The 25,943-nt window shown below is 71.3% G+C and carries 23 protein-coding genes; 14 read left to right on the forward strand and 9 right to left on the reverse strand.

Features of this window, described 5'->3' with window-relative positions:
* Positions 1-229: 229 nt before the first annotated feature.
* The gene (locus tag ACWEV3_RS30865) at positions 230-790 is read left to right on the forward strand and encodes a TetR/AcrR family transcriptional regulator (RefSeq protein ID WP_452617242.1); all 561 of its coding nucleotides are present in this window, start codon (positions 230-232) and stop codon (positions 788-790) included.
* An 83-nt stretch (positions 791-873) separates the two neighbouring features.
* Here ACWEV3_RS30865 and ACWEV3_RS30870 read toward each other — a convergent pair whose 3' ends face one another.
* On the reverse strand, positions 874-2,220 hold the full coding sequence (locus ACWEV3_RS30870) for an MFS transporter (RefSeq protein WP_452617243.1): 1,347 nt from the start codon (positions 2,218-2,220) through the stop codon (positions 874-876).
* Positions 2,221-2,461: 241 nt separating this feature from the next.
* Between ACWEV3_RS30870 and ACWEV3_RS30875 the strand changes: the two genes are divergently transcribed.
* Positions 2,462-3,241 carry a cupin domain-containing protein gene (locus tag ACWEV3_RS30875; RefSeq protein ID WP_452617244.1) on the forward strand — a complete coding sequence of 260 codons (780 nt, stop codon included), beginning with the start codon at positions 2,462-2,464 and terminating at the stop codon, positions 3,239-3,241.
* On the opposite strand, the gene ACWEV3_RS30880 is transcribed toward ACWEV3_RS30875, so the two are convergent.
* Entirely contained in the window at positions 3,189-3,593 is a 405-nt protein-coding gene (locus tag ACWEV3_RS30880; RefSeq protein ID WP_452617245.1) for a hypothetical protein, read from the reverse strand. The two genes, ACWEV3_RS30875 and ACWEV3_RS30880, sit on opposite strands and share 53 nt — an antisense overlap.
* Before the next feature lie 416 nt (positions 3,594-4,009).
* On the opposite strand from ACWEV3_RS30880, the gene ACWEV3_RS30885 reads away from it, so the two are divergent.
* The 3 genes from ACWEV3_RS30885 (at position 4,010) to ACWEV3_RS30895 (ending at position 6,438) form a co-directional block, all read left to right on the forward strand.
* On the forward strand, positions 4,010-4,432 hold the full coding sequence (locus tag ACWEV3_RS30885; RefSeq protein ID WP_452617246.1) for a hypothetical protein: 423 nt from the start codon (positions 4,010-4,012) through the stop codon (positions 4,430-4,432).
* 78 nt (positions 4,433-4,510) lie between these two features.
* Positions 4,511-5,425 carry an ABC transporter ATP-binding protein gene (locus ACWEV3_RS30890; RefSeq protein ID WP_452617247.1) on the forward strand — a complete coding sequence of 305 codons (915 nt, stop codon included), beginning with the start codon at positions 4,511-4,513 and terminating at the stop codon, positions 5,423-5,425.
* A complete protein-coding gene (locus ACWEV3_RS30895; protein WP_452617248.1) occupies positions 5,422-6,438 on the forward strand; it encodes an ABC transporter permease in 1,017 nt (338 codons plus the stop codon). Before ACWEV3_RS30890 ends, ACWEV3_RS30895 begins: the two co-directional genes overlap by 4 nt.
* Before the next feature lie 31 nt (positions 6,439-6,469).
* On the opposite strand, the gene ACWEV3_RS30900 is transcribed toward ACWEV3_RS30895, so the two are convergent.
* Positions 6,470-6,925, reverse strand: a complete 456-nt coding sequence (locus ACWEV3_RS30900; protein ID WP_452617249.1) for a nuclear transport factor 2 family protein — start codon at positions 6,923-6,925, stop codon at positions 6,470-6,472.
* A 93-nt stretch (positions 6,926-7,018) separates the two neighbouring features.
* On the opposite strand from ACWEV3_RS30900, the gene ACWEV3_RS30905 reads away from it, so the two are divergent.
* Positions 7,019-7,585, forward strand: a complete 567-nt coding sequence (locus tag ACWEV3_RS30905; RefSeq protein ID WP_452617250.1) for a TetR/AcrR family transcriptional regulator — start codon at positions 7,019-7,021, stop codon at positions 7,583-7,585.
* Between the two features lie 111 nt (positions 7,586-7,696).
* A complete protein-coding gene (locus tag ACWEV3_RS30910) occupies positions 7,697-9,196 on the forward strand; it encodes an amino acid permease (protein ID WP_452617251.1) in 1,500 nt (499 codons plus the stop codon).
* Positions 9,197-9,261: 65 nt separating this feature from the next.
* Here the strand turns inward: ACWEV3_RS30910 and ACWEV3_RS30915 are convergent, their stop codons facing one another.
* A complete protein-coding gene (locus ACWEV3_RS30915) occupies positions 9,262-9,525 on the reverse strand; it encodes a UBP-type zinc finger domain-containing protein (RefSeq protein ID WP_452617252.1) in 264 nt (87 codons plus the stop codon).
* Between the two features lie 106 nt (positions 9,526-9,631).
* On the opposite strand from ACWEV3_RS30915, the gene ACWEV3_RS30920 reads away from it, so the two are divergent.
* Positions 9,632-11,197 (forward strand): Na+/H+ antiporter, encoded by a 1,566-nt coding sequence (locus ACWEV3_RS30920; RefSeq protein ID WP_452617253.1) that lies wholly within the window; start codon positions 9,632-9,634, stop codon positions 11,195-11,197.
* A gap of 67 nt (positions 11,198-11,264) precedes the next feature.
* Here ACWEV3_RS30920 and ACWEV3_RS30925 read toward each other — a convergent pair whose 3' ends face one another.
* Positions 11,265-12,008: an IclR family transcriptional regulator gene (locus tag ACWEV3_RS30925; protein ID WP_132483400.1), complete on the reverse strand. Its 744-nt coding sequence runs from the start codon at positions 12,006-12,008 to the stop codon at positions 11,265-11,267.
* A 219-nt stretch (positions 12,009-12,227) separates the two neighbouring features.
* On the opposite strand from ACWEV3_RS30925, the gene ACWEV3_RS30930 reads away from it, so the two are divergent.
* The gene (locus ACWEV3_RS30930; protein ID WP_452617254.1) at positions 12,228-13,427 is read left to right on the forward strand and encodes an NAD(P)/FAD-dependent oxidoreductase; all 1,200 of its coding nucleotides are present in this window, start codon (positions 12,228-12,230) and stop codon (positions 13,425-13,427) included.
* 56 nt (positions 13,428-13,483) lie between these two features.
* Here ACWEV3_RS30930 and ACWEV3_RS30935 read toward each other — a convergent pair whose 3' ends face one another.
* From ACWEV3_RS30935 to ACWEV3_RS30950, 4 genes are all read right to left on the reverse strand, one after another.
* Entirely contained in the window at positions 13,484-14,098 is a 615-nt protein-coding gene (locus ACWEV3_RS30935; RefSeq protein ID WP_452617255.1) for a sarcosine oxidase subunit gamma, read from the reverse strand.
* On the reverse strand, positions 14,085-16,937 hold the full coding sequence (locus ACWEV3_RS30940) for a 2Fe-2S iron-sulfur cluster-binding protein (protein ID WP_452617256.1): 2,853 nt from the start codon (positions 16,935-16,937) through the stop codon (positions 14,085-14,087). Before ACWEV3_RS30940 ends, ACWEV3_RS30935 begins: the two co-directional genes overlap by 14 nt.
* Entirely contained in the window at positions 16,934-17,200 is a 267-nt protein-coding gene (locus tag ACWEV3_RS30945; protein ID WP_132483390.1) for a sarcosine oxidase subunit delta, read from the reverse strand. The genes ACWEV3_RS30940 and ACWEV3_RS30945 overlap by 4 nt, the downstream gene beginning before the upstream one ends.
* Before the next feature lie 63 nt (positions 17,201-17,263).
* Positions 17,264-18,484 carry a sarcosine oxidase subunit beta family protein gene (locus tag ACWEV3_RS30950; RefSeq protein WP_358575521.1) on the reverse strand — a complete coding sequence of 407 codons (1,221 nt, stop codon included), beginning with the start codon at positions 18,482-18,484 and terminating at the stop codon, positions 17,264-17,266.
* Between the two features lie 96 nt (positions 18,485-18,580).
* On the opposite strand from ACWEV3_RS30950, the gene ACWEV3_RS30955 reads away from it, so the two are divergent.
* From ACWEV3_RS30955 to ACWEV3_RS30975, 5 genes are all read left to right on the forward strand, one after another.
* Entirely contained in the window at positions 18,581-19,237 is a 657-nt protein-coding gene (locus ACWEV3_RS30955) for a GntR family transcriptional regulator (RefSeq protein WP_452617257.1), read from the forward strand.
* Between the two features lie 334 nt (positions 19,238-19,571).
* Positions 19,572-22,043 carry a GcvT family protein gene (locus ACWEV3_RS30960; protein WP_452617258.1) on the forward strand — a complete coding sequence of 824 codons (2,472 nt, stop codon included), beginning with the start codon at positions 19,572-19,574 and terminating at the stop codon, positions 22,041-22,043.
* Between the two features lie 102 nt (positions 22,044-22,145).
* Positions 22,146-23,339 (forward strand): glycine cleavage T C-terminal barrel domain-containing protein, encoded by a 1,194-nt coding sequence (locus ACWEV3_RS30965; protein WP_452617259.1) that lies wholly within the window; start codon positions 22,146-22,148, stop codon positions 23,337-23,339.
* A 16-nt stretch (positions 23,340-23,355) separates the two neighbouring features.
* Positions 23,356-24,198: a methylenetetrahydrofolate reductase gene (locus ACWEV3_RS30970; RefSeq protein ID WP_452617260.1), complete on the forward strand. Its 843-nt coding sequence runs from the start codon at positions 23,356-23,358 to the stop codon at positions 24,196-24,198.
* Positions 24,195-25,892, forward strand: coding sequence for a formate--tetrahydrofolate ligase (locus ACWEV3_RS30975; RefSeq protein WP_452617261.1), 1,698 nt, complete (start codon positions 24,195-24,197; stop codon positions 25,890-25,892). The genes ACWEV3_RS30970 and ACWEV3_RS30975 overlap by 4 nt, the downstream gene beginning before the upstream one ends.
* Positions 25,893-25,943: the final 51 nt, after the last annotated feature.

Raw genomic sequence — 25,943 nt, forward strand, 5'->3', positions numbered from 1 at the left:
CCGGGGTTCCGCAATTTCAATGGAAATCGGACCTCTGATTTCCATTGAAATTGCGGAAGTTGTCCACAGCCTCCGGCGTGTCGGGGTCTGACACGCCGGAGGGCCGCAATTTCCATTGAAATTGCGGGAAGTCCGGGGTCTCGCGCCTTCAGGCCCAGTTCGACCCCGATCTTGTCGGTGACAAGATCGGGTCTGCTGGTCTTATCTTGTCAATGGCAAGATGGGTTGCATGAGCACGGTGCGGCCCTACCACCACGGAGATCTCCGCCAGACGCTGCTGGACGCGGCTGTCGAGATGATCGCCGAGCACGGCCCGGCGCAGCTGAGCCTCCGGGACCTGGCCCGGCGCGCCGGCGTCTCGCACGCCGCGCCGCGGCACCACTTCAAGGACAAGGCCGGGCTGTTCACCGCACTGGCCGCGGAGGGCTACCGGCTGCTCGCGGACGCCCTGGCCGACGACCTGGCGCTGATCGAGCTCGGCGCCCGCTACGTCGGCTTCGCGGTGGCGCACCCCTGCCACTTCGAAGTGATGCACCAGCCGGACCGGTGCCACCTCGACGATCCCGACCTGCTCGCCGCGAAGGCCCGGGCCTGGGACGCCCTGCGGGCGGGCCTGCCCGCGACGCTCGGCGACGCCGAAGCCGACCGGGCCGCGCTCGCGGTGTGGTCCATCGCGCACGGCTTCGCGACGCTCCGCCTGACCGGCAACCTCCCGGCGGCGGCGCGCGACCGGGACCCCGCCGAGGCGTTCCGCGAGATCGCCGGGCTCCTCGACGTCGACCCCGACTAGGACGTGTCCGCAGGTGAATGCCCGTGAGCACTTTGTGCTGCCATGGCAGCACAAAGTGCTCACGGGACCTGACCAGGCGAAACCTAGGCTTCCGCCACCGCTTCGCGGGCGTGCTGGGGCTCCGTCGAACGGGCCTTGTGGGTCTCGCGCAGCAGCAGCACCGAACCGAGCGTGCACAGGCCCATCAGCAGCAGGTACACCGACACCGACGCCGAGCTGCCGGTGGCCGCCAGCAGCGCGGTCATGATGAACGGCGTGCCGCCGCTGACCAGGATCGCCGCCAGCTGGTAGGCCAGCGATGCGCCCGAGTAGCGGACGCGCGGGGCGAACAGCTCGCTCAGGTACGCCGCCAGCGGCCCGTAGGTCAGGCTCGACCCGATGCTGCCCACCGTCGCCGCGATCGCCACCCCGGCGATCGACGCGGTGTCGACCAGCCAGAAGAACGGGAACGCCCACACCGCCAGCAGGACCGCGCCGGCCACGATCAGCGGGCGCCTGCCCCAGCGGTCCGACAGCGCGCCGCTGGCGAAGATCACGACGATGCCGACCGCCGACGACGCCAGCGTCACCGCCAGCAGCGACTGGCGCGGCATGCCCAGCTCGCGGGTGCCGTAGTCGAGCAGGCCCGAGATGCTGATGTAGAAGATCGAGTTGGTGGCGAACAGCAGGCCCGCGCCCAGCAGCACGGTCCGCTTGCTGGTGCGCAGCACCTCCATCAGCGGCGCCTTGACGACCTCCGCGTCCGCCTTCTCCTTGCGCTCCTTCAGCTCCTGGAACACCGGGGTGTCCTCGATCTTCAGCTGGATGTACAGCACGACCGGCGCCAGCACCGCGCTGGCCAGGAACGGGATCCGCCAGCCCCACGCCTGGAACGCCTCGGGGCTCAGCGCCGCGCCGACGGCGAGGAACGTGATGTTGCCGAGGATCACGCCGAAGGGCACACCCATCTGCCCGAAGGTGCCCGCCATCCCGCGCCGGCCGCGGCCGGCGTTCTCGGTGAGCAGCAGGACGATGCCGCCCCACTGCCCGCCGACCGCGATGCCCTGCAGGAACCGCAGCGTCACCAGCAGGATCGGCGCGAACACGCCGATGGAGTCCGCGCCGGGCAGCACGCCGATCAGGAACGTCGCCGTGCCCATCATGATCAGGCAGGTCACCACGGCCGGCTTGCGGCCGATCTTGTCGCCGAGATGCCCGAAGATCAGGCCGCCGACGGGCCGGGCGATGAAGCCCGCCCAGAAGGTCGCGAAGGACAGCAGGACGCCGATCAGCGGGCTGGCGCCGGGGAAGAACAGGTGGCCGAAGACCAGGGCCGCGGCCGTTGCGTAGATGAAGAAGTCGTACCACTCGATGGAGCTGGCGATCAGCGCCGCGATCATCAGCTTCTTGGGGGTCCTGCTGGCGTGCGTCGTCGGGTCACTCGCAGTCATCGACAGACTCCCTTGACTTGATGGCTGGAGGCCAAGATCACTTTCAGACCGACCGGTTGGTACGACTGTGATGTGCGTCTCTGCTCTCGTCAAGACCGAATTCACATCCAGACCGAAGCCGTCTCAGTGCCCCATTTGCGCGTTCGGCTGGTCACGACGGAGTAACTCGTCCGGCCTACCCCGCACCAGGACGGGCGGTACTCGATCGCGTCGGCCGGTTCGCGCAGGAGAGACTGTCGGCGTGACTGGATCGACGCTGCTGCACCTGCTGCCGCTGAAAACCTTCCACGCCGACCGGAACTCCCCCGTCAGATCCGCCAGCCTCGAGACCGAGGGCTTCGTGCACTGCTCGCCGGACGAGCGCACCGCGCTCGCGGTGGCGAACACCCTGTACCTCGAAACGACCGAACCGATGGTGGCGCTAGAGCTGGACCCCGCGAAGCTGTCGGCGCCGGTGCGCTGGGAGGAGCCGATCCCGGCGCCCCCGGACGGCGCGCCGGCGGATGCGCTGTTCCCGCACGTCTACGGGCCGTTGGAGCGGGAGGCGGTGGTCGGCGTCCGCTACGCCCGGCGCGACGCGGCAGGGCGCTACCTGAGCCTGGAGACGCGCAGCCGGACCGCCGAGGAGTTCGACCTGCTGCCGCACCCGGAGGGCGGCTGGTACCGGCAGACCTGGGCCGGACCGGTCCGGATCGAGCACAACGGCGGCACCCGGTCGAGCGCGACGATGATCTACTTCCTGCTGCCGCCCGGCCAGTTGTCCGCCTGGCACACGGTCGCTTCCGACGAGCTGTGGCTGTGGCACCGGGGCGGGCCGCTGACCCTCTGCCTCGGTGGCGACGGGCCGCGCCCGGTCGACGAGCCCGAGCGGTTGGTGCTCGGCGCGGGCGCCGGGCAGGCGCCGCAGGCCGTGGTCCCGGCCGGCACCTGGCAGTGCGCACAGGCCGCCGCGACGGCCGAGACGCTGGTCAGCTGCGTTGTTTCGCCAGGATTCGACTTCGCCGACTTTCGCGTCCTGTAGGCCGGTCGAAGGAGTGCCGGGGCCCGGGGCGGCGCATCGCGCCGGGACCACCGGCAGGTGCCGCGGCCCGGCCGCGGACCGCCTCGGCGGACGTTCGGAGCATCGCGAAGACCACTGCGAACACGGCAGCGAGGGCGTTGCGCCGGGATCGGGCGCCCGGCGCCGCTCGCTGCTGCCGGTACTCGGCGACGAGCCTGCCGGTCTCGCGATGCCGGCCCCGCGCGGTCTCGCGGCGCGGCACGCCGGAACCGAGCATCTTGCGCTCCACCCAGGACATCGTGATCAGCATGCCGATGATCGCTCCGATGCCGATCGAGGCAGCCAACGCGAACCCTGCCAGCGAATTGATCACCGGCACCACCCCCCACGACGCAGCGGGCCACCGGTTCCAGCGACTCTTGCCGTCGACGCGGAACGGCACCGCACCAATGCCGTTTTCGCTGTGGCCCTTGGAGATTCACCGTAATTCGGGACGTTCATGACCGCCGGGTGTGAACGGCCCCACTCGCCCGAACAGGTGAAAAGTGATCAGGTTCGCCGGTTCGCCGGACGGCGGGCCCGGCGTGATCGGGCGGACAGTTCTTGATCGGGCAAAACGCGCGGAACCGGAGCTACCATCGAAAACGGTCCGGCCACCGCCGGCACCCGGCCGCCCGAGAAGGCGCGGCGCCGGGCAACCCGCCGCGATCGGCGCGCGTGTTCCACAGCGACCCGCTGTTCGCACCGGGATCGTCGACGGGCCGCGATTTCAGGGGAGGTAATCGGGTCGTGAGGGGTTACACCGTCCACCTGCTGTTCCATCTGCTGGCGATCGCGGCCGGTGCCGCGTGCGGCATCGCGGGCGGGCTGTGGTGGTTCGGCGGCGACCCGAGCGGCCTGTGGCTGGGGATCGGCGCGCTCGCCGTCGGGGTCATCGTGCTGATCCTGGAATCCCTCTACATCAGCGCCGACCAGCCGGCCGCGCCGCCGCGGCAGCCGTCGCGACCGCCGCTGGAGTCGCGGCCGCGGATCCCGTTGCCGCCCCGCGAGCGCACCCGGCCCGATCTCGAACCAGTGGCGGCCCCGCCGCCGGACACGCTGCTCCAGCCCTCGATGGACGCCGCCAAGTCCGTCGATCAGGAGACCAAGACCTCGGCGCTCGACGCGCTCGACGCGCAGTGGAGCGACGACCGGTCGACCCGCCAGTCCTGATCCGCGACCGATCGCACGCAACCTGAACGCACTCCGCCGCGTCCTACGGACGCAAGATCCACAACCAGGAGTGCCACGATGGCCACGCAGGACCACGCAGTCTTAGCCAGGGACGTGCGGCGCAGATTCGGTGCGGTGGAAGCCGTGCGCGGGCTGGACCTCGACGTTCCCTACGGCGAGGTGACCGCGCTCGTCGGACCGAACGGCGCGGGCAAGACGACATTGCTGTTGATGCTGGCCACCCTGCTGGCGCCCGACTCGGGCGAGCTGCGGGTGGCCGGCCTGGACCCGGTGGCGGATCCGCTGGCGGTGCGCCGCCGGCTCGGCTGGATGCCGGACGCCTTCGGCGTGTACGACCAGTTGACCGCCCGCGAATACCTGGACTTCTTCGCGGCCGCCTACCGCCTCCCGGCCGCCGACGCGCGGGCCCGGGTGGCCGGGCTGCTCGAACTGGTGCACCTGGCGGAGTTCGCCGACCAACCGGTGCACGTGCTCTCGCGCGGGCAGAAGCAGCGCCTCGCGGTCGCCCGCGCGCTCGTGCACCGGCCGTCGGTGCTGCTGCTCGACGAGCCCGCATCGGGCCTCGATCCGCGTTCCCGCGTCGAGCTCCGCGACCTGCTGCGCGCCCAGGCGGCGGAAGGCACCGCGGTGCTGGTGTCCAGCCACATCCTCAGCGAGCTGTCCGAGGTCGCGGACCGGGTCGTGTTCGTCAACGGCGGCCGGACCGCCGGGCAGCACCGGATGGACGAGCTCGATCATCGCGCGGTGTGGCGGGTGCGCGCGCTCTCCGGCGACCTGCCCGCCGCGCTGGCGCGGCACGGGATCGAGCACGCCGCCCACGCCGCCGGGGTCGACGTGCAGGTGGCTTCCGAGCAGGCCGCGGCGGAACTGCTCGCGCGGCTGGTCGCCGACGGCGTGCAGGTGTCCAGCTTCGCCCCGACCGGCAACCACCTGGAGTCCGCCTACCTGGCCTACACCGAGGAGCGCCGATGACCTTGAGCGGCATCAAGATCGTGGCCGAGCAGGAGTTCCGGGTGCGCCTGCGCACCGGCCGGTGGCGGTGGCTGCTGGCCGCGTGGTTCGTCGTCGTCGCGGCCTTCGCCGCCCTGCTCAGGTACTCCCTGGCGATCGTGCGCGATGACTCCGGCATCGCCGCCGGCAACACCGGCATCCCGCTGTTCGGCGGCGTGATGCTGTTCGTGCTCGCGCTGGCGCTGCTCGTGGCGCCCGCGCTGACGGCGCAGTCGATCAACGGCGACCGCGAGCGCGGCACCCTCGCCACGGTGCAGGCGACGCCGCTGTCGGCGTGGGAGATCACGCTCGGCAAGTTCGCGGCGGCCTGGATCACCGGGCTGGTCTTCCTCGGGCTGACGCTGCCGTTCGTCGTGTGGGCGCTGTTCGAGGGCGGTCTCGGGCCGTTGCGCGCGCTCGCGGTGCTCGCGATCGTCGCGCTGCTGATCGGCGTGATCTGCGCGATGGCGCAGGGCCTTTCGGCGCTGTTCGCGCGCGGGATCACCTCGACGCTGATGTCCTACCTGCTGGTGTTCGCCCTGACCGTGGGCACGGTGATCGTCTTCGGGCTCTCCCTGTCGCTGACGATGACGGAGAAGACCTACACGCCGACGGCCAGCGAGCAAGCCGACTACGGCATGGAGCCCTACACCTACGACGTGCCGCAGCCGCAGTACGTCTGGTGGCTGATGGCGCCGAATCCGTTCGTCGTGCTCGGCGACGCCGCGCCCGCCCCGCCGAGCCGGATCAACCCGCGCACCGGCGAGGAGGAACCGATCGTCGAGATGGATCCGCTGAGCACCATCGGGCTGATGGCGCGCAGCATGCGGGCGGAGCACGACGGCTACGACCACGATGCCTTGGCGGCGAGCCCGGCCGTGTGGCCCTACGGGCTCGGGTTCAACGTGCTGCTCGGGGCCGGTGCGCTGTGGCTGAGCGCGAACCGGCTGCGCACGCCGGTGCGCGGGCTCACCCGCGGCGTGCGGATCGCCTGATGCCGCCGATCCGCTGAGCCGCTGCCCTGGCTCAGCGGATCGGCAGCAGCACGCCGCGCTCGGACTCCGGGCGCGGGCCCCGGATCCGGCGTTCGGCCTCGGCGATCGCGACGTCGTTGATGCTGGCCTCGCGGCGGCTCATCAGCCCGTCCTCGGTGAATTCCCAGAGCTCGTTGCCGTAGCTGCGCCAGCACTGCCCGGCGGCGTCGCGGCACTCGTACTGGAAGCGGACCGCGATGCGGTTGCCGCGGAAGTCCCACAGTTCCTTGCGCAGCGCGTAATCCAGTTCGCGTGCCCACTTCTCGCGCAGGAAGGCCACGATCTCGTCCCGGCCGGTGACGAACCGGTCCCGGTTGCGCCACACCGAATCCGGCGTGTAGGCCAGCGCGACCCGCTCGGGGTCGCGGGTGTTCCAGGCGTCTTCGGCGGCCTGCACCTTCTGGGCCGCGGTCTGCTCGTCGAACGGCGGGTAGGGCGGACGTGACATCGCTCGTGGCTCCCAACTGGAGAACGGTCGTTCTCCGCAACGTCCGCTAGAGTAGAGAACGATCGTTCTCCCGACAACTCCGGAGTGTCCCGCGTGCAGCGCCACGAGGCCGAGTCCAAACTGCTGGACACCGCCGAAGCCCTGTTCTACGAACGGGGCATCCAGGCCGTCGGCATGGCCGAACTGCGCACCGCGTCCGGGGTGTCGCTCAAGCGCTTCTACCAGTGCTTCGCCTCCAAGGACGAGCTGGTCCAGGCCTACCTGCGCCGCCGCGACGAGCGCTGGCGCAGCGCGCTGTCGGCCTACGTCGCGCGAGGCGACCGCACCCCCGAGGAGTCCGTCCTCGCGGTCTTCGACTGGCTGCACGACTGGTTCGGCGAGCCCGGCTTCCGCGGCTGCGCGTTCCTCAACTCCTTCGGCGAGCTCGGCGGCAGCTCCCCGGGGGTCGCCGCAGCAGCGCGCGACCACAAGGCCGAACTGCGCCGCTACCTGGGAGAACTGGTCGACGGGCTGGGCGTCGCCGACCCCGACCAGCTCACCGGGCAACTGCTCGTCCTGGTCGACGGCGCGACCGCCACGGCCGCCGTCGGCGGGGACCCCGGCCCGGCCCGCAGCGCTCGCGCCGCCGCGGCCGCCCTGATCACGGCCGCCTCACGATGAGCCGGATCATCTTGCCCGGAGTGACCTGAGCCACAATCCTGTCTTCAGGTACGCCGATGCGGCGCGAGCGGGCCGAGGGCCCGCCCGGCACCTGGGTGAGGAGGGCCACCCATGTCAATCATGCGTGTCAAATCGGTCGAACAATCCATCCGAGATGCCGAGGCCCCGGAATTTCGCCTGCGCCGCGTGCTGCGCGCGGTCGATCTGCTGGGCATCGGCATCGGCGCGATCATCGGCACGGGCATCTTCGTGCTGACCGGCGTCGCCGCGGCCACCGATGCCGGGCCCGGCATCGCGATCTCGTTCGTCATCTCCGGAATCGCGTGCGGCCTGGCCGCGCTCTGCTACGCCGAGTTCGCGTCGGTCGTGCCGGTGGCCGGCTCGGCGTACACGTTCTCCTACGCGTCGATGGGCGAATTCCTGGCCTGGATCATCGGCTGGGACCTGATGCTGGAATTCATCCTCGGCGCGTCCACCGTGTCCGTCGGCTGGTCCAGGTACTTCGTCGCGGCACTCGACACGATCGGCCTGGGGTTGCCTGCGGCGTTGACCGCCGCCCCGGGCGCCGGCGGCGTGGTGAACCTGCCCGCCGCGATCATCGCCCTGATCCTCACCGTCGTGCTGGTGGTCGGCATCCGGCTGAGCGCCGCGGTGACCAACGTCGTCGTGGCGATCAAGCTCCTCGTGGTGCTGTTCTTCATCATCTTCGGCGCGTTCTTCATCAAGGCGTCCAACTGGAGCCCGTTCATCCCGCCGCACCAGCCGCCGGAGCCCGGCGCCGTGTCGGCACCGCTGGACGAACCGCTGGTCAACGCGTTCTTCGGGCAGACCGGGTCGTTCGGACTGAGCGGCCTGGTGGCGGGCGCGGCACTGGTGTTCTTCGCCTACATCGGCTTCGACATCGTCGCCAGCGGCGCGGAGGAGACCCGCAAGCCGCAGCGCGACATGCCGATCGGCATCCTCGGTTCGCTGGCCGTCTGCTCGATCCTGTACGTGCTGGTGTCGCTGGTGATGACCGGCGTCGTCAAGTACGACCAGCTGGACACCGCGGCGCCGATGGCCACCGCGTTCCAGGCGATCGGCGCGCCGTGGGCGGCCGGACTCGTCTCGCTCGGCGCGATCGCCGGCCTGACCACGGTGATCCTGATCCTGATGCTGGGGCAGGCCCGGGTCGGGTTCGCGATGAGCCGGGACGGCCTGCTGCCGGTGTGGTTCGCCAAGGTGCACCCGAAGTTCCGCACGCCGTACCGGATCACCGTGATCACCGGGATCGTGGTGGCGGCCATCGCCTCGCTGACGCCGATCAACGTGCTCGCCGAGATGACCAACATCGGCACCCTGTTCGCGTTCGTGCTGGTGTCCATCGGCGTCCTGGTGCTGCGCCGCACCCGGCCGGACCTGCCGCGGGCCTTCCGGGTTCCGTGGGTGCCGGTGATCCCGATCCTGGCCGCGGCGGCCTGCCTGTACCTGATGCTCAACCTGGTCGGCTGGACGTGGATCCGGTTCGGCGTCTGGATGCTGATCGGCCTGGTCGTCTACTTCGTGTTCAGCAGGAGGCACAGCAGGCTCGGCAAGGGCGAGACCGCCGAGAAGGCCTCCGGGGAGGGCTGATCCGCCGCGCAAGCCGCTCGTGAGCGATGGTTCCGGTAAGAACCGTCACCGCTCACGAGCGGGGCTCAGCCGAGCCGTTCGTCCACGTAGCACCAGGTCCAGGACTCGCCCGGCTCGAAGGAGCGCACCACCGGGTGGGCCGTCCCGTGGAAGTGGGCGGTGGCGTGCCGGTTGGGGCTGGAGTCGCAGCACCCCACGTGCCCGCACTGCGTGCAGATCCGCAGGTGCGCCCAAACGTGCTGGCCGGCGGCGAGGCAGTCCTCGCAACCGTCCTCGCGGCTGGGGGTCGGCGCTAGACCCGCCGCCTCGCGCAAATGCGCACAACTCATCGGAACCTCCAGGTGCTGAGCGCGGCGTCTGCGGCTCGAACAACAATGTGCTGTCGAACGTAAGCCACCCGCTGCGGATTCCGCAGGCGCCTCGACCGGAGACAGCATGCACGACCTACCCGCGTTGATGGCCCTGCTCGCCGGGGCGCTCGCCGTGACCGCCGTTTCCCGCCGGACCGGGATCTCCGCGCCGCTGGCGCTGGTCGTGGTGGGCCTCGCCGTGTCGTCGATCCCCGGCGTGCCGGATTACACGATCGATCCCGACCTGGTGCTGCTGGTGATCCTGCCGCCGCTGCTGTACTCGGCCGCGCTGAACAGCTCCACCATCGGGATCCGCGCCAACCTGCGGCCGATCGGGCTGCTCGCGTTCGGGCTGGTGCTGTTCAGCACCGCCGTCGCCGGGGTGCTCGCGTGGTGGCTGGTGCCGGGCATGCCGCTGAGCGTGGCGCTGGTGCTGGGCGCCGTCATCGCGCCGCCGGACGCGGTCGCGGCCACCTCGATCGGCCGCCGGCTGGGGCTCCCGCGCAAGATCATGACCGTGCTCAGCGGCGAGAGCCTGGTCAACGACGCCACCGCGCTGACCGCCTACCGGGTGGCCGTGGCCGCCGCGATCGGCACCGGCTACTCGCTGCTGGCCGGGGTCGGCATGTTCCTGCTGGCCGCGGTCGGCGGCGTGGTGATCGGCTACGCCATCGGCTGGGTCGTGCACCGCGTCCGGCGGCTGCTGCGCGACGACATGCTGGAAAGCGCGGTCGGGCTGATCGTGCCGTTCTTCGCGTACCTGGTCGCCGAGGAGGTGCACGCCTCCGGGGTGCTGGCCGTCGTGGTGGCCGGGCTGTACCTGGGGCACCGCGCGCCGTCCGGCAGCGCCGCGACGCGGCTGCAGGACCGGGCGGTGTGGAACGCGGCGGACACGCTGCTGGAAGCGGTCGTGTTCGCGCTGATCGGCCTGCAACTGCGCAGCGTCCTGGAAAGCGTGTCGACGGGCTTCGGGCTGCTGGTCGTCGCCGGTCTCGCCCTCACCGCCGGGATGGTGCTCGCCCGCGGCGCGTGGGTGTTCCTCGTGATGTACCTGCCGGAACTCCTCCGGCGGCGCAGCCCGGACTGGCGGCACAAGGTGATCGTGTCGTGGGCGGGGATGCGGGGCGTGGTGTCGCTGGCCGCCGCCTCCGCGATCCCCACCGCCACGCTGGCCGGGGAGCCGTTCCCGCACCGCGACGAGGTCCTGTTCCTGACCTTCTTCGTGACGCTGGCGACGCTGCTGCTGCACGGCACCACGCTGCCCTGGCTCATCGGATTCCTCGGCGTGCGGGGCACCGAGGACTACACCGACGCGCTCGCCGAAGCCGAAGCGCAGCACAACGCCGCCCGCGCCGCGCAGGAGCGGCTCGACGAGCTCACCGCGGAAGCGGAGCCGCCAGGCGACGTGGCCGAGCGGCTGCGCCGCGCCGCGCAGCAGCGCAGCAACCAGGCGTGGGAGCGGCTGGGCCGGTCCGCCGACGAGGTCGGCGAGAGCCCGACGGCGGCGTACCGCCGCCTGCGCGGCGAGATGCTGGCCGCGGAGCGGGCGGTGTTCGTGCAGTTCCGCGACGACCGCCGCATCGACGACGAAGTGCTGCGCCGCGTCATGCACCAACTGGACCTGGAAGAGCTCTGGCTCTCCCGCGACTGAACATTTGGGTCACTTTGCGCAGCGGCGCGGGTAGCGGAACCTCGGAATCTCTTGGTTGTGGCCGCTGCTACGTCAGGAAGCCGAGCTGCGAGGAGAGTTCCTTGGCCGCGATGCGCATCGCGCCGACGACCTCGCGCATCCGTTTGCGGGAGAAGCGGTACGACGGGCCTGAGGCGCTCAGCGCCGCGATCACGTCGCCCTCGTGGTTGTAGACGGCGACCGCCGCCGCGTTGAGCCCGAGTTCCAGTTCTTCGTAGCTCGTCGCGTATCCGTCGCGGACGATCAGCTCGAAGTCCTTGCGCAGCTCGCCGGCGTTGGTGACCGTTCTGGTCGTGTAGCGCTCCAGCGGCCGGACGAGCACCTCGTCCTGGTCCTCCCGCGGCGCGTGCGCCAGCAGGACCTTGCCGCTGGACGTGGCGTGCAGCGGGGTGCGCTGGCCGACCCAGTTGTGCGCCGTGACGGCCGCCGTGCCGCGGGCCTGGCTGATGTTGATGGCGACGTCGTTGTCCCGGATCGCGATGTTGACCGTCTCGCCCAGGTCGGCGGCCAGCGACTCGCAGAACGGCCGGCCCAGCCGGGGCAGGTCCATCCGCTCGGTCGCCGCGCCCGCCAGCCGCACGATGCCGAAGCCGATCGCGTACTTGCCGCGCTCCCCCAGCTGTTCCACCAGGCCCCGGGCTTCCAGCACGCTCACCAGCCGGGAGGCCGTCGACTTGTGCACTCCCAGCTCCCCGGCGATCTCGGTGATGCCGGCTTCCCCGTTGCGCGCCAGCAGTTCCAAGACGGTCACGGCCCGGTCGACGGACTGCACCAGAGCGCCAGAACTCCTTCCGCGTGCTTCAGCTGCGCTACCCACCGGTCAACCGTATCCGTTCGAGGTGCACATCCCGGAACCATCCGTTGTCCCTCTTGACGTTGTCGCAACAAAAGGGTCAGATTTGTTGCGAATACTACGCTCTGTTCCTCATTGTGCAACGGAGGTCGGCTTGTTGTCACTCACCGCGGCCGCCCCACCGGCCGTGATCGAGGCATGAACACGGTGGTCGTCGTCGGCTCGTCGGTGGCGGGCTGGCGGTCCGCGCAGGAGCTGCGCGAGCAGGGCTTCGACGGGCGGCTGGTGATCGTCGGCGCGGAACCGCACCGGCCCTACGACCGACCGCCGCTGTCCAAGGAATTCCTGGCCGGGAAGCTGCAACCGGAGGAACTCGCGCTGGGCAACGAGCAGGAGGAGGCCGACCTCGCCGCCGAGTGGCGGCTGGGCGTCCCGGCAGCGCGGCTGGACTCCCGGCGCGGCGCCGTGGTGCTCGCCGACGGCAGCGAGGTCCGCGCCGACGGCGTCGTGCTGGCCACCGGCTCCGCCCGGCGGAGCCTGCCGGGCAGCGCCGAAGCCGCCGGCAGCCACCGGCTGCGGACCGTCGACGACGCGATGGCGCTGCGCGGGGAGATCCGCGCCGGCGCTCGGGTGGTGGTCGTCGGCGGCGGGCTGATCGGCACCGAGATCGCCTCGACCTGCCGGTCCCTGGGCGCGGAGGTGACCCTCGTCGACGCCCAGCACCTGCCGCTGGCGCGCACCCTGGGCATCGAGCTGGCGCCGCTGTGCTTCGCGCAGCACGAGGACCACGGGGTTCGCGTGCGGTGCGGAACGCCCGCCCAGCGGGTGCTCGCCGACGACCGGGTCACCGGCGTGGAGCTCGCCGACGGCCGGGTGATCCCGGCCGACGTGGTGGTCGTCGAGGTCGGCGCGGAGCCCGCCACCCGGTGGCTGCGCGGATCGGGGCTGAAGCTCCGCGACGGCGTCGTGACCGACTCCGGGTGCGTGACCGCGCTGCCGAACGTGGTGGCGGTCGGCGACATCGCGCGCTACCAGCCGGCGCACCGGTCGCACACGGTGCGCAGCGACCACTGGTCGACGGCGATGAACCAGCCGCCGGTCGCGGTGCGCAACCTGCTCGCCGGGCGCACCGCGGCGGCCTACACCGGGGTGCCGCACTTCTGGTCGCAGCAGTACGGTTCGACGCTGCAGTTCGCCGGGTACGCCGGGCCGAAGGACCGGATCACGGTGGTGGACGGCTCGCTGAAGGCCCGCCGGTTCGTCGCGACCTACCAGCGCGGCGGCCGGACGATCGCGGTGTTCGCGATGAACAGCCCCAAGCAGTTCGCCACCCACCGCCGCCGCCTCATCACGGCCCTGACGAACCCCGGTCCGGCGGCATCCAGAGCGGTGCGGTGAACGGACCGTTCACTCCGCCAATCGAGGCGAACGGGCCGTTCGCTCCACAACCGCGATCAGGGCGCAGCGAACTCCTGCACCGCGTCCAGGAGCAGGTCCGCCAGGTAGTCGGCGAAGGAGTTGCGGACGAGGATCCGGTAGGCCGGTTCCGGGGTCAGCTGCCAGAGGATCGCCTGGGTTCTGCCCAGCAGGGTCTGGGCGCAGCGGCCCGGGGCGAAGGACCTCGGGTGCAGGTCCAGGGAGCAGATCTTCTCCAGGACCTCTCGGGACAGCGGGCCGGACAGGCGCAGCGCCGTGCGGTTCGCGGACACGTCCACTGTGGATCCCAGCGAGTCCGCGAGCGCGCCGCGGGCCGAGGCGACCAGCTCGGCCGCGCGGCCGTCCGGCGCCACCAGGAGCCACTCGTCCGGGCCGAGCCAGAGGGCCGCGGCGTTCTCGTCGCCCGAGACGAGGTTCGGTTCGTGGTGCGGCAGCGCGAGATCCAGCGCGTGCTCGACGCGCGCCACCGCCGGGCTGCCCGGGTGCACCCGCAGGTTCACCTGGGTCAGGAACGGTTCCTCCGCCAGCCGCAACCGATCGGTGCCGATCGCGGCGAACTCCGCCGCGCGGTCGGCGAGCGGGCTGCGGCGCAGGGACAGGGTGTCGACCTGTGCGGGGCTAGCGACCGTCACGGCGGGCTCCTTCGACGTCGTAGAACAGCGGCTTGGTCACCTCGACCGGGATCGACCGGCCGTCGAGCGGCACGTCCAGCACCTCGCCGATGCGCTGACTCCCGTTGCGCACCAACGCCATCGCGAACGTCCGGTCCAGGATCGCGCTGCGGTAGCTGGACGTGACGTGCCCGAGCATCGGCACCGGCGGCTCCAGCGGGGTGCCGGGCTCGACCAGGTGCGCGCCCTCCGGCAGGAGCTCCGCCGGGTCCAGCGGCAGCAGCCCGACCAGCTGCTTGCGGTCGGTTCGCGCGGTGTCCGGGCGGGCGAACGAGCGCCTGCCGATGAAGTCCTTGCGCTTCGACACCACCCAGTCCATGCCGAGGTCGTGCGGGGTCACGGTGCCATCGGTGTCCTGCCCGACGATCACGAACCCCTTCTCCGCCCGCAGCACGTGCATCGTCTCGGTGCCGTAGGGCGTGATGCCGAAGTCCCGGCCCGCCTCGTGCACCGCCTCCCACACCGCCAGGCCGTACCAGGAGGCGACGCTGACCTCGTACGCCAGCTCGCCGGAGAACGAGATCCGGCTGATCCGCGCCGGAATCCCGTTGCCCAGCACGGTTTCCCGGAATTCCATGAACCCGAACGCCTCCGCCGAGACGTCCAGGCCGGGCGCCACGCGCGCGACGACCTCCCGCGAGTCCGGGCCGACCACCGCCACCGTCGCCCACTGCTCGGTGACCGAGGTGCAGTGCACCGCCAGGTGCGGCCACTCGGTCTGCAGCCACTCCTCCAGCCACTCCAGCACCGCCGCGGCGTTGCCGGTCGTGGTGCTCATCAGGTAGCGGTCCTCGGCCAGCCGCATCGAGACGCCGTCGTCGAAGACCATGCCGTCCGCGGTGCACATGACGCCGTAGCGGGCCTTGCCGACCGGGAGCTTGGCGAAGGCGTTGGTGTAGATCCGGTTCAGGAACTCCGGCGCGTCCGGCCCGACGATCTCGATCTTGCCCAGCGTCGTCGCGTCCTGCATCGCCACCCCGGTGCGCGCCGCCAGGCATTCGCGCCGCACCGCCGCGGCCATGTCCTCGCCGGGACGCGGGTAGTACCAGGGCCGCTTCCACTGGCCGACGTTCTCGAACTCCGCGCCGTGCGCCACGTGCCAGGAGTGCATCGGCGTGGTCCGCACCGGGTCGTGCAGCACGCCCCGGTCCCGCCCGGCCAGCAGCGCGAACGACACCGGCACGTAGGGCGGCCGGAACGTCGTGGTGCCCACCTCGCCCGGCGATTCGGCCAGCAGCGCGTCGGCGATCACGCCGATGGCGTTCACGGCGGAGGTCTTGCCTTGGTCGCTGCCGGTGCCGATCGTGGTGTAGCGCTTGACGTGCTCGACCGAGCGCATCCCGGCGCCGACCGCGCGCCACACGTCGGCGACCGTGGAGTCCCGTTGCAGGTCGACGAAGTGGTCCGTCCACCGCGACGGGTCGCCGGACTCGCCGGGCACCAGCCACAGCGGGCGCGGCTGCGCGACCGGCCGGTCGCCGGTCACCGGCGGGACGGGCGGCGCGGCGGTCCGGAAGCCGCTCGCGGTCGCCGCCTCGGCGCCGGCCGACAGGCCCTGGGCGAGGCAGCCGGCGAGGTCGTAGGTGCCGCGCGCGGCACCGATCACCTTGGGCAGCCCGGGTTTCTGCGCCGGCACGAACCCGGCCACGAGCTGGTCCCAGCGCACCGCGCCGCCCGCCTGGCTGAACAGGTGCACGGCCGGGCTCCAGCCGCCGCACACCGCCAGCAGGTCGCAACCGACGTCCACCGGCGGGCCGGCGATCAGTCCCGCGCCGTCGATCTCGGCGATCCGCGCGGACGACACCCGCCGGTCCCCGGCCGTACCGACGACGGCGGAGCCGGTGCACACCTGGGCGCCGATCGACCGGGCCTGCTCGACGAGCCGTTGCGGCGGTTCGGGCCGCGTGTCGACGACCGCGCGGACGCGGGCGCCCGCGGCGGCCAGGTCGAGCGCCGCTTGGTAAGCGCTGTCGGACGTCGTGACCACGACGGCCTCCCGGCCCGGCAGCGCCGCGAAGCGCTTGATGTAGCTGCGCACCGCCGAGGCGAGCATGATGCCGGGCCGGTCGTTGTCGGCGAAGACCATCGGCCGCTCGTGCGCCCCGGTGGCCAGCACCACCCGCTGGGCGCGCACGTGCCACAGCCGCTGGCGGTTGCCGCGGCGCTCGGCGATGAGCAGGTAGTTGTGGTCGTAGTGGCCCACGGCGGTGGCGCGGGTCAACACCCGCACCTCGGGCAGGTCGACGAATTCCCTTGCCGCGCGGGAGATCCACTCGACGGCGGGCCGGCCGTCGATGCGCTCGCCGCCGTCCAGCAGCGACCCGCCGAGCTCGCGGCCCTGCTCCACCAGCACCACCCGGGCGCCGCTGCGCCCCGCCGCCAGCGCGGCGGCGATCCCGGCGGGACCGGCACCGACCACGACGACGTCGGCGTGCACGTACTTCTTGTCGTAGACGGTGGGATCCGGCGCGTTGCTGAGCCAGCCGATGCCCGAGAGGCTCGCGACCTGCAAGCCGTCGTAGAGCTCCAGCCGCGTCGCGGGCACCAGCGGCTCCGGGCCGCCGTCGAGCACCTGCACCAGCGCGTTCGGCTCGGTGCAGTCGGCGGTGACGATGCCGCGCGGGCGGTCCCGGTAGATCGACGGGCCCACCTCGATCCGGCCGTTCGCGAGCAGCGCCGAGGCGAGCGTGTCGCCGGGGTGCCCGGCGAACTCCATGCCGTCGAAGGTGAAGCGCAGCGTTCGGGTCCGGTCGATGCGACCACCCTCCGGCAGGCGGGAAGGAGGAGTGAGCCGTGTCATGGCGCCACCTTTCCGGGCATCTCCGGGTGCATCTCGTTGGTCGCGGTGTCGCGGACGACGTTGAACCAGCGCCGGCAGCCCGCGGAATGCGTCCAGCGCTCGTGGAACAACCCGCGCGGGTTGTCGCGCACGAACAGGTACTCGGCCCAGGCTGCGTCGTCGACGTCGGCGGGGCTGTCGGGGTAGTCGACGTGGGCCTGACCGCCGTAGTGGAACTCGGTCTCGTCCCGGTCGCCGCACCAGGGGCAATGGATCAGAAGCATCAGGGCCTCCAAACGGGATCGTGAGCGCTTTGGATTGCCGCAGCGGCCAAAACGCTCACCTCCTCAGTGGGCGACGGCTGCCGCGCCGTGCTCGTCGATCAGGGCTCCGGTGCGGAACCGGTCGAGGCCGTAGGGCTCGTTGAGCGGATGCGGGCTGCCGGTGGCGATCGTGTGCGCGTACGCCCAGCCCACGCCGGGCGTGGCCTTGAAACCGCCGGTTCCCCAGCCGCAATTGAGGAAGAGGTTCTCGAACGGCGTCGGCCCGATGATCGGCGAGGCGTCCGGCGTGACGTCCACGGTGCCCGCCCAGGTCCGGATCACGTGCGCCCGCGCGAAGATCGGGAACAGCTCCAGCGCCGCGGCCATCTGGCGCTCGATCACGTGCACCGATCCGCGCTGGCCATAACCGTTGTAGGAGTCGATGCCCGCCCCCAGCACCAGTTCGCCCTTGTGGGCCTGGCTGCAGTAGACGTGCACGTGGTTGGACATCACGACGCACGGGTGGATCGGCTCCAGCAGCTCCGACACCAGCGCCTGCAGCGGGTGGCTCTGCAGCGGCAGGCGCAGCCCGAGCGTGTCGGTCAGCAGCGTCGTCCGGCCGGCCGCCGCGAGCGCCACGCGGCCCGCGCCGATCGGGCCGAGCGACGTCCGCACGCCGGTCACCCGGTCGCCGTCGGTCTCGAATCCCGTTACCTCGCAACCCTGGATCAGGTCCACGCCCAGCTCGTCGGCCTTGCGGGCGAACGCCCACGCCACGTGGTCGTGCTTGGCGATCCCGCCGCGCCGCTGCAGCGTCGCGCCCAGCACCGGGTACCGGATGCCGGCGGAGAGGTTCAGGATCGGGCACAGCTCCGCGATCTCGGCCGGCTCCACCCATTCCGCGTCGACCCCGTTGAGCCGGTTGGCGAACACCCGCCGCCGGGAGTCCCGGACCTCCTGCTCGGTGTGCGCGAGGTTGAGCACGCCGCGCTGGCTGAGCAGGAAGTCGTACTCCAGCTCGGCGGGCAGCTGCTCCCACAGGTCCAGCGCGTGGTTGTAGAGCGCCGCGCTGGCGTCGAAGAGGTAGTTGGAGCGGATGATCGTGGTGTTGCGCGCCATGTTGCCGCCGGCCAGCCAGCCGCGTTCGAGCACCGCGACATCGGTGATGCCGTGGTTGCGCGCCAGGTAGTAGGCGGTCGCCAGGCCGTGGCCGCCGGAACCGACGATCACCACCTCGTAGTGCCGCTTGGGTTCCGGGGTGCGCCACAGCCGCGGCGGCGGCTCTGGAAGCAGGGGACGTGACACCGCAGCCTCCCGCAGAAGCAGGTTCTACCAGGTGAAATGGAATGAGTAGAAGTCATCGACAACTGATATATCAGTCTTTCGGGTAGGCTACGAGACGTGCCCGCAGCCGTCAATTCCCGATCCGGCGACCCGCTCTCCCAGGCCGAGCGCGCGTACCTGACGCTGCGCGACCTGATCCTGACCCTGCGGCTGCCGCCCGGCGCACCGGTGCAGGAGGAGCCGCTGACCACCGAGCTCGGCATCGGCCGCACCCCGTTCCGGGAGGCCGTCAAGCGGCTGGAGGCCGAGTCGCTGGTGGCGATCTACCCGCGCCGCGGCAGCTTCGTCACCGAGGTCAACATCACCGACCACGCGCTGATCGCCGACGTGCGCCGCCGCTTGGAGGGGCATGCCGCCCGCCGCGCCGCCGAGCGCGCGACCGAGGCGGAGCGGTCCGAGCTCGACGAGCTGCGGGTGCTGGCCGATGGCCTCGGCGGCGAGCAGGCGGTGATCATGGACGTCGACTCGCGGGTGCACCGCACGATCTACCGCTGCACCCACAACCGCTACCTCGAAGGCACCCTCGGCCAGTACTACAACCTGGCGCTGCGGATCTGGCACCTGTTCTTCGACCGGCTGCCGGACGTCTCCGAGCACGTCGAGGAGCACGCGGAACTGCTCAAGGCGGTGATCGCCGCGGACGCCGACCGCGCTGACCGCATCGCGGTCGCGCACGTCGACCACTTCGAGCAGGCCATCCGCCGGCTGATCTGACCGCAATTTCAATGGAAATCGAAGATCCGATTTCCATTGAAATTGCGGCCGGACCCGGGCGCGCGGCCAGGTGCACCTGATCGGGATTCTGGGGATCTCGTTTGCCGGCAACGAGATCCGCGTTGATCCGGAGCGGATCCGCGTTGATCCGTTCGGGGTCGCCGTCGCCCGGACGGACGCGCCGGGGCACGGTGCGTGGTCTCCGGGCCGTCTCCGGGTCTCGGTCGGCCGGTGCCGAAATTTGACTCGCGCGCGTCCTTGACGCGACCCTCGGTCGAAGCGCACTGTTGCGATACACGCGGAGAGTTGTCGTAGACGCAACAAGGCGGCAGCGATGGATTCGAGCGCCCAAGTCCTCGTCGTCGGGGCCGGCATCGTGGGGTGCAGCACCGCATTCCACCTGGCGCGCCTCGGGATCACCGATGTCCTCGTGGTGGAGCAGGGACCGCTGTTCGCCACCGGTGGTTCCAGTTCGCACGCGCCCGGCCTCGTCTTCCAGACCAACCCGTCCGAGACGATGAGCCGCCTGGCCGCCGACACCGTCCGCTGCTACGCCGGGCTGGAACTCGACGGGCTGCCGTGCTTCCACCAGGTCGGCGGCATCGAGGTCGCGACGACGCCGGAGCGCTGGGCGGATCTCCAGCGCAAGCTCGGCTTGGCCACCGCGTGGGGCATCCGGGGCGAGCTGCTCGATCCGCGGCAGGTGCACGACCGCATCCCGCAGATCGACCCGGAGCGCATCCACGGCGGTCTGCACGTGCCGACCGACGGCATCGCCAAGCCGGTCCGCGCGGCGGAAGCGATGGCGCGCGAGGCGAAGCGGCTCGGCGTGCGGTTCGCCGAGGGCACCGAGGTGATCGGCTTCGACGTGCGGGACGGGCGGGTCCGCACCGCGCACACCTCGAACGGCGACGTCGCGGTGCAGACCGTGTTGTGCTGCGCGGGGATCTGGGGCCCGAAGGTCGGCCGGCTGGCCGGGGTGTCGATCCCGGTGCAGCCGCTGGCGCACCATTACGCCGTGACCAGCCCGGTGCCGGGCCTGGAGCCGGGCGACGGCGAGGTCCGGCAGCCGATCCTGCGGCACCAGGACAGCTCCATGTACTTCCGGCAGATCCACGACCGCTACGGCATCGGCTCCTACCAGCACCGCGCGATCCCGGTGCGCAGCGACGACCTGCTGCCCACCGCCGCGCCGGGCGCGGGCGCCGAGGCTCCATCGGAGGGCGGCGGCTGGAAGGGCATGGCGTCGGTGCAGCCGTTCACGCCCGAGGACTTCGCCGGGCCGTGGGCGGACGCCTGCGAGCTGCTGCCCGCGCTGCGCCGCACCGAGATCGCCGAGGGCATGAACGGCCTGTTCCTGTTCACCGCCGACGGCATGCCGGTGCTCGGCCCGTCCAACGAGGTCGGCAACTTCTGGGTCGCCGAGGCCGTCTGGATCACCCACGCCGCCGGGGTCGGCCGGGCGATGGCGCAGTGGCTGGCCGGCGAGGTGCCCGGCATCGACCTGCGGCAGGCCGATCTCCGCCGCTTCGAGGACTTCGCGCACAGTCCGTCCTATGTGGGCGAACGCGGCGCGCAGAGCTTCCGCGAGGTCTACGACATCATCCACCCGCAGCAGCCGCCGGAGCACCCGCGCCCGCTGCGCACCAGCCCGTTCCACGACCGGCAGCGCGAGCTCGGCGCGGTGTTCCTGGAGGCGAACGGCTGGGAGCGCCCGCACTGGTACGAGAGCAACAAGTCCCTGGTCGACGGCCGCGACATCGCCGAGCCTGGGCCGTGGGCGGGACGCTACTGGTCCCCGATCGTCGGCGCCGAACACCAGGCCACCCGTGAGCGAGCAGCGATGTACGACATGACTTCCCTTCCCCGCGCGGAAGTCACCGGTCGCGGCGCCCTGGACCTGCTGCAGCGGCTGACCACCAACCAGCTCGACCGGCCGCCCGGCTACGTCACCTACACGCTGATGCTGGAGCCCACCGCGGGCATCCGGGCCGACATCACGGTCGCCCGGCTGGCGCGGGACGCCTTCCAGGTCGGCTGCAACGGCCCGCGCGACATCGCCTGGCTGCGCCGCCACGCCGACGAGACGGTCCAGGTCCGCGACATCACCGGCGGCACCTGCTGCATCGGCCTGTGGGGGCCGCGGGCCCGGGACGTGCTCGCGGCGCTGGCCGACCGGGACGTCTCGCGCGAGGCCTTCCGGTTCTTCCGCGCGAAGCGGCTGTTCGTCGGCGAGGTGCCGGTGCTCGCGCTGCGACTGTCCTATGTGGGCGAACTCGGCTGGGAGCTGTACACCTCGGCGGAGTTCGGCAGGCGGCTGTGGGACCTGCTGGCCGCCGCCGGCGCTGAGCACGGGATCTTCCCCGGCGGCCGCGGCGCGTTCAACGGACTGCGCCTGGAGAAGGGATACCGGGCCTGGGGGGCGGATATGTGGAGCTTGCACGATCCCGATGAAGCGGGCCTGGCCTTCGCGGTGAAGGCGGACAAGGGCGAGTTCATCGGGCGGGACGCGTTGCTGCGGCGCCGGGAGCAGGCCCCGCGGCGGCGGTTGTGCTGTCTGAGGATCGACGACGGCACCGTGTTGATGGGATCAGAGCCGGTGTTCGCCGACGACGCCCCCGTCGGCTTCACGACGAGCGCCGGCTATGGGCACAGCGTCGGAGCGAGCCTCGCCTACGCGTGGCTGCCCGCCGAGCTGTCCGATCCGGGCACCCCCGTGCGGGTGGCCTACTTCGACCAGCGACATCCGGCGACGGTCGTCGCTGACCCCGTGTTCGACCCCGAGATGACCAGAATGCGCTGCTGATCGGCGCATTCCCCCGCCAGACCTGCAAAGCGCCCGGCCGCGGTGATCGGCCAGCGGTGCGGGTGCCGCACACCCCGCTACCCGGACCAGGAGGAACCAGTCATGAGCATCAACCCGAACCCCGGCGTCCTGCTCTACCCGCGCCTGCGCAAGTCGCCGTTCTTCTACGCCTCCCGGCGGCACGGCGTCGGCCTCTACAGCGTCTACAACCACACCTACCACGCCCGCCACTACGGCGACCCGATCGGCGAGTACTGGGCGCTGCTGGAAGGCGTGACGCTGTGGGACGTCGGCGTCGAGCGGCAGGTGGAGATCACCGGACCCGACGCGTTCGAGTTCACCAACATGCTCGTGCCGCGTGACCTGACCAAGTGCAAGGTCGGGCAGTGCAAGTACGTGTTCGTCACCGCCGAGGACGGCGGCATCATCAACGACCCGGTGCTGCTGCGGCTCGGCGAGAACCACTTCTGGCTGTCGCTGGCCGACAGCGACGTGCTGCTGTGGGCGAAGGGCCTGGCGCACAACCTGGGGATGGACGTGCAGATCCGGGAGCCGGACGTCGGACCGGTGCAGGTCCAGGGGCCGAAGTCGCGGGACGTGCTGGTCGACCTGTTCGGCGAGTCCATCCTGGACGTTCCCTACTACTACGCCGTCGACCGCGAGCTCGACGGCATGCGGGTGGTGGTGTCGCGCACCGGCTACACCGCCGAGCTCGGCTACGAGATCTACCTGCACGACGCCAGCCGCGACGGCGTGAAGCTGTGGGACGCCATCTGGGAGGCCGGGAAACCGCACGACCTGAAGGTGATCGGGCCGTGCCACATCCGGCGCATCGAGGCCGGCATCCTGTCCTGGGGCTGCGACATCACCTACGACACCAACCCGTTCGAGGTGGGCTACGGCTTCGAGAAGACCTGGATGGTCGACCTCGACCAGGAGGCCGACTTCATCGGCAAGGCCGCCCTGCGGCGGATCAAGGACGAGGGCATCAGCCGCAAGCTCGTGGGCGTCGAAATCGGCGGCCCGAGCGTGGGTTCGTTCAACGACGGCGCGATGATCGACACCTTCGACGTGCACGACCCGCACGGCCTGCGCATCGGCGAGGTCACCTCGGCCTGCTACTCGCCGCGGCTGGAGCGCAACATCGGCTACGCGATGGTGCCGATCGCCTACCACGAGCTGGGCACCGAGCTGGTGGTGGACACCCAGCACGGCCCGCAGGAAGCGGTCGTCGTGGAGAAGCCGTTCCTGGACCCCACCAAGGACATCCCGAAAAAACTCGTCCGGACGGCGTGAAGGGGAGGTGATCGCGATGGACGCCAATGCCGGGCAACTGGAGCAGTACCTGATGAACGCCCGGTTCGAGGTGCTGCCGCTGCGCGGCGCGGTCGAGCAGGCCGAGCTGCTGCCGGCGGGGACGACCGTGACCGTCACCGCCTCCCCGTCGAAGGGCACCGAGGCGACCCTCGACGTCGCCGCCCAGCTGGTCGGCCGCGGTCTGCGCGCGGTGCCGCACCTGGCCGCCCGCCTGATCGCCGACACCGCGCACCTGACCGCGCTGCTGGACCGCGCGGACGGGCTCGGGCTGTCCGAGGTGTTCGTGGTGGCCGGCGACTCCCCCGAGCCGCGCGGTGACTTCCCGGACGCGTTGGCGCTGCTGCGCGCGATGGACGAGCTGGGCAGGCGGCCCGCGCGAATGGGCATCACCGGGTATCCCGAGCGGCACGCGTTCATCTCCGACGCCTCGACGATCCGCGCGATGGCCGAGAAGTCCCGCTACGCCGACTACGTCGTCTCGCAGATCTGCTACGACCCGCACACCGTGGCGGCCTGGCTGAAGGCCGTGCGGGCCCGCGGCCTGGCGCTGCCGATCCACATCGGGGTGCCGGGCGTGGTGGACGCGCACCGGCTGCTGCGGATCTCGCTGAAGATCGGGCTCGGCGAGTCGATGCGCTTCCTGCGCAAGCAGCACGGCGTGGTGTCGAAGCTGCTCACCCGCTACACGCCCGAGGAACTGCTCGGCGAGCTGTCCCCCCACCTCGCCGACCCGGACCTCGGCATCGCGGGCTGGCACTTCTTCACGTTCAACGAGATCGCGAAGACCCTGCAATGGCGCCACGACCTGGTCGCCAGACTACGGGAGGTCCCCGCATGAGCATTCCGTCCGATTTGGACATCTCCCGGGCCACCGCGCTGCTGCCGCTGGAGGACGTCGCGGCGCAGCTGGGCATCGGCGCGCACCTGCTCGAACCCTACGGGCGTAGCGCGGCGAAGATCTCGCTGGACGCGCTCGACGAGCTGCCCGAGCGGCCGACCGCGCGCTACGTCGTGGTCTCTGCCATCACGCCCACCCCGCTGGGCGAGGGCAAGACCACCACGACGGTGGGGCTCGGCCAGGCGTTGCGGCACCTCGGCAAGCGGTCCGCGGTCGCGATCCGGCAGCCGTCGATGGGCCCGACGTTCGGCATCAAGGGCGGCGCCGCGGGCGGCGGCTACAGCCAGGTGGTGCCGATGGAGGCGCTGAACCTGCACCTCACCGGCGACATGCACGCGGTCACCGCGGCGCACAACCTGCTGGCCGCGATGCTGGACAACCACCTGGACAAGGGGAATTCGCTGGGCATCGACCCGAACCGGATCACCTGGCGGCGGGTGCTGGACGTCAACGACCGGGACCTGCGCAACATCGTCACGGGCCTGGGCGGCAGGCTCGACGGCACGCCGCGGCAGACCGGCTTCGACATCACGGCGGCCAGCGAGGTGATGGCGGTGCTCGCGCTCTCCACGTCGCTACAGGACATGCGGCGGCGGCTGGGCCGCATCGTCGTCGGCTACACCCGCGACGGCTCGCCGGTCAGCGCCGAGCAGCTGCGGGCGGCCGGGGCGATGACGGTGATCATGCGCGAGGCGATCAAGCCGAACCTGATGCAGACCACCGAGAACACGCCGGTGCTGGTGCACGCGGGGCCGTTCGGCAACATCGCGCACGGCAACTCGTCGGTGGTGGCCGACCGGATCGCCAGCCGCTGCGCGGACTACGTGGTCACCGAGGCGGGATTCGGCGCCGACATGGGCGCGGAGCGGTTCTTCAACATCAAGTGCCGCACGTCGGGCCTGCGCCCGGACGCGGCGGTGCTGGTGGCGACGGTGCGGGCGCTGAAGGCGCATTCCGGGCGCTACAAGGTGGTGGCGGGCAAGCCGCTGCCCGCGGCGATGCTGGCGGAGAACCCCGACGACGTGCTGGCCGGGGCGGCGAACCTGCGCAAGCAGATCGACAACATCCGCTTGCACGGGGTGTCGCCGGTGGTGGCGATCAACGCGTTCCCGACCGACTACCGCAGCGAGCACGAGGCGATCCGGCAGGTCGCGGAGGCGGAGGGCGCGCGCGTCGCGATCAGCAACCACTTCCTGGAGGGCGGCAAGGGCGCGGTGGAGCTGGCCGAAGCGGTGGTGGCGGCGGCCGAGGAACCGAACGGTTTCCAGCTGCTGTACCCGGATTCGGCGGACCTGCGGGCGAAGATCGAAACGATCGCGACGAAGGTGTACGGCGCGGACGGCGTGTCGTACCTGCCGGCGGCGGCCCGCGCCCTGGACGGCTACGAGGCGAACGGCTTCGGCGACCTGCCGGTGTGCATCGCCAAGACGCACCTGTCGCTGAGCTCGGACCCGGCGCTGCTCGGGGCCCCGACGGGCTGGACCCTCCCGGTCCGCGAAGTCAGGGCCTCGGTGGGAGCGGGCTTCATCTACCCGATCTGCGGCGAGATGAGGACGATGCCGGGCCTGGGCTCCCACCCGGCGGCGGAGACGATCGACATCGACGACCACGGCCAGATCACCGGCCTGAACTGAAGCGCTGCTCCACTCCTGCTGTGGAGCGGGGCCGGTGTGATCGCGCGCTCG

Source organism: Saccharopolyspora sp. NPDC003752, assembly GCF_053605825.1.

Bases quoted from the DNA above. Each gene is read 5' to 3' on its own strand.
- ACWEV3_RS30865 (WP_452617242.1), top strand. From the start codon at position 230: ATGAGCACGGTGCGGCCCTACCACCACGGAGATCTCCGCCAGACGCTG.
- ACWEV3_RS30870 (WP_452617243.1), bottom strand. From the start codon at position 2,220: ATGACTGCGAGTGACCCGACGACGCACGCCAGCAGGACCCCCAAGAAG.
- ACWEV3_RS30890 (WP_452617247.1), top strand. From the start codon at position 4,511: ATGGCCACGCAGGACCACGCAGTCTTAGCCAGGGACGTGCGGCGCAGA.
- ACWEV3_RS30895 (WP_452617248.1), top strand. From the start codon at position 5,422: ATGACCTTGAGCGGCATCAAGATCGTGGCCGAGCAGGAGTTCCGGGTG.
- ACWEV3_RS30900 (WP_452617249.1), bottom strand. From the start codon at position 6,925: ATGTCACGTCCGCCCTACCCGCCGTTCGACGAGCAGACCGCGGCCCAG.
- ACWEV3_RS30910 (WP_452617251.1), top strand. From the start codon at position 7,697: ATGTCAATCATGCGTGTCAAATCGGTCGAACAATCCATCCGAGATGCC.
- ACWEV3_RS30915 (WP_452617252.1), bottom strand. From the start codon at position 9,525: ATGAGTTGTGCGCATTTGCGCGAGGCGGCGGGTCTAGCGCCGACCCCC.
- ACWEV3_RS30920 (WP_452617253.1), top strand. From the start codon at position 9,632: ATGCACGACCTACCCGCGTTGATGGCCCTGCTCGCCGGGGCGCTCGCC.
- ACWEV3_RS30930 (WP_452617254.1), top strand. From the start codon at position 12,228: ATGAACACGGTGGTCGTCGTCGGCTCGTCGGTGGCGGGCTGGCGGTCC.
- ACWEV3_RS30940 (WP_452617256.1), bottom strand. From the start codon at position 16,937: ATGACACGGCTCACTCCTCCTTCCCGCCTGCCGGAGGGTGGTCGCATC.
- ACWEV3_RS30945 (WP_132483390.1), bottom strand. From the start codon at position 17,200: ATGCTTCTGATCCATTGCCCCTGGTGCGGCGACCGGGACGAGACCGAG.
- ACWEV3_RS30960 (WP_452617258.1), top strand. From the start codon at position 19,572: ATGGATTCGAGCGCCCAAGTCCTCGTCGTCGGGGCCGGCATCGTGGGG.
- ACWEV3_RS30965 (WP_452617259.1), top strand. From the start codon at position 22,146: ATGAGCATCAACCCGAACCCCGGCGTCCTGCTCTACCCGCGCCTGCGC.
- ACWEV3_RS30970 (WP_452617260.1), top strand. From the start codon at position 23,356: ATGGACGCCAATGCCGGGCAACTGGAGCAGTACCTGATGAACGCCCGG.
- ACWEV3_RS30975 (WP_452617261.1), top strand. From the start codon at position 24,195: ATGAGCATTCCGTCCGATTTGGACATCTCCCGGGCCACCGCGCTGCTG.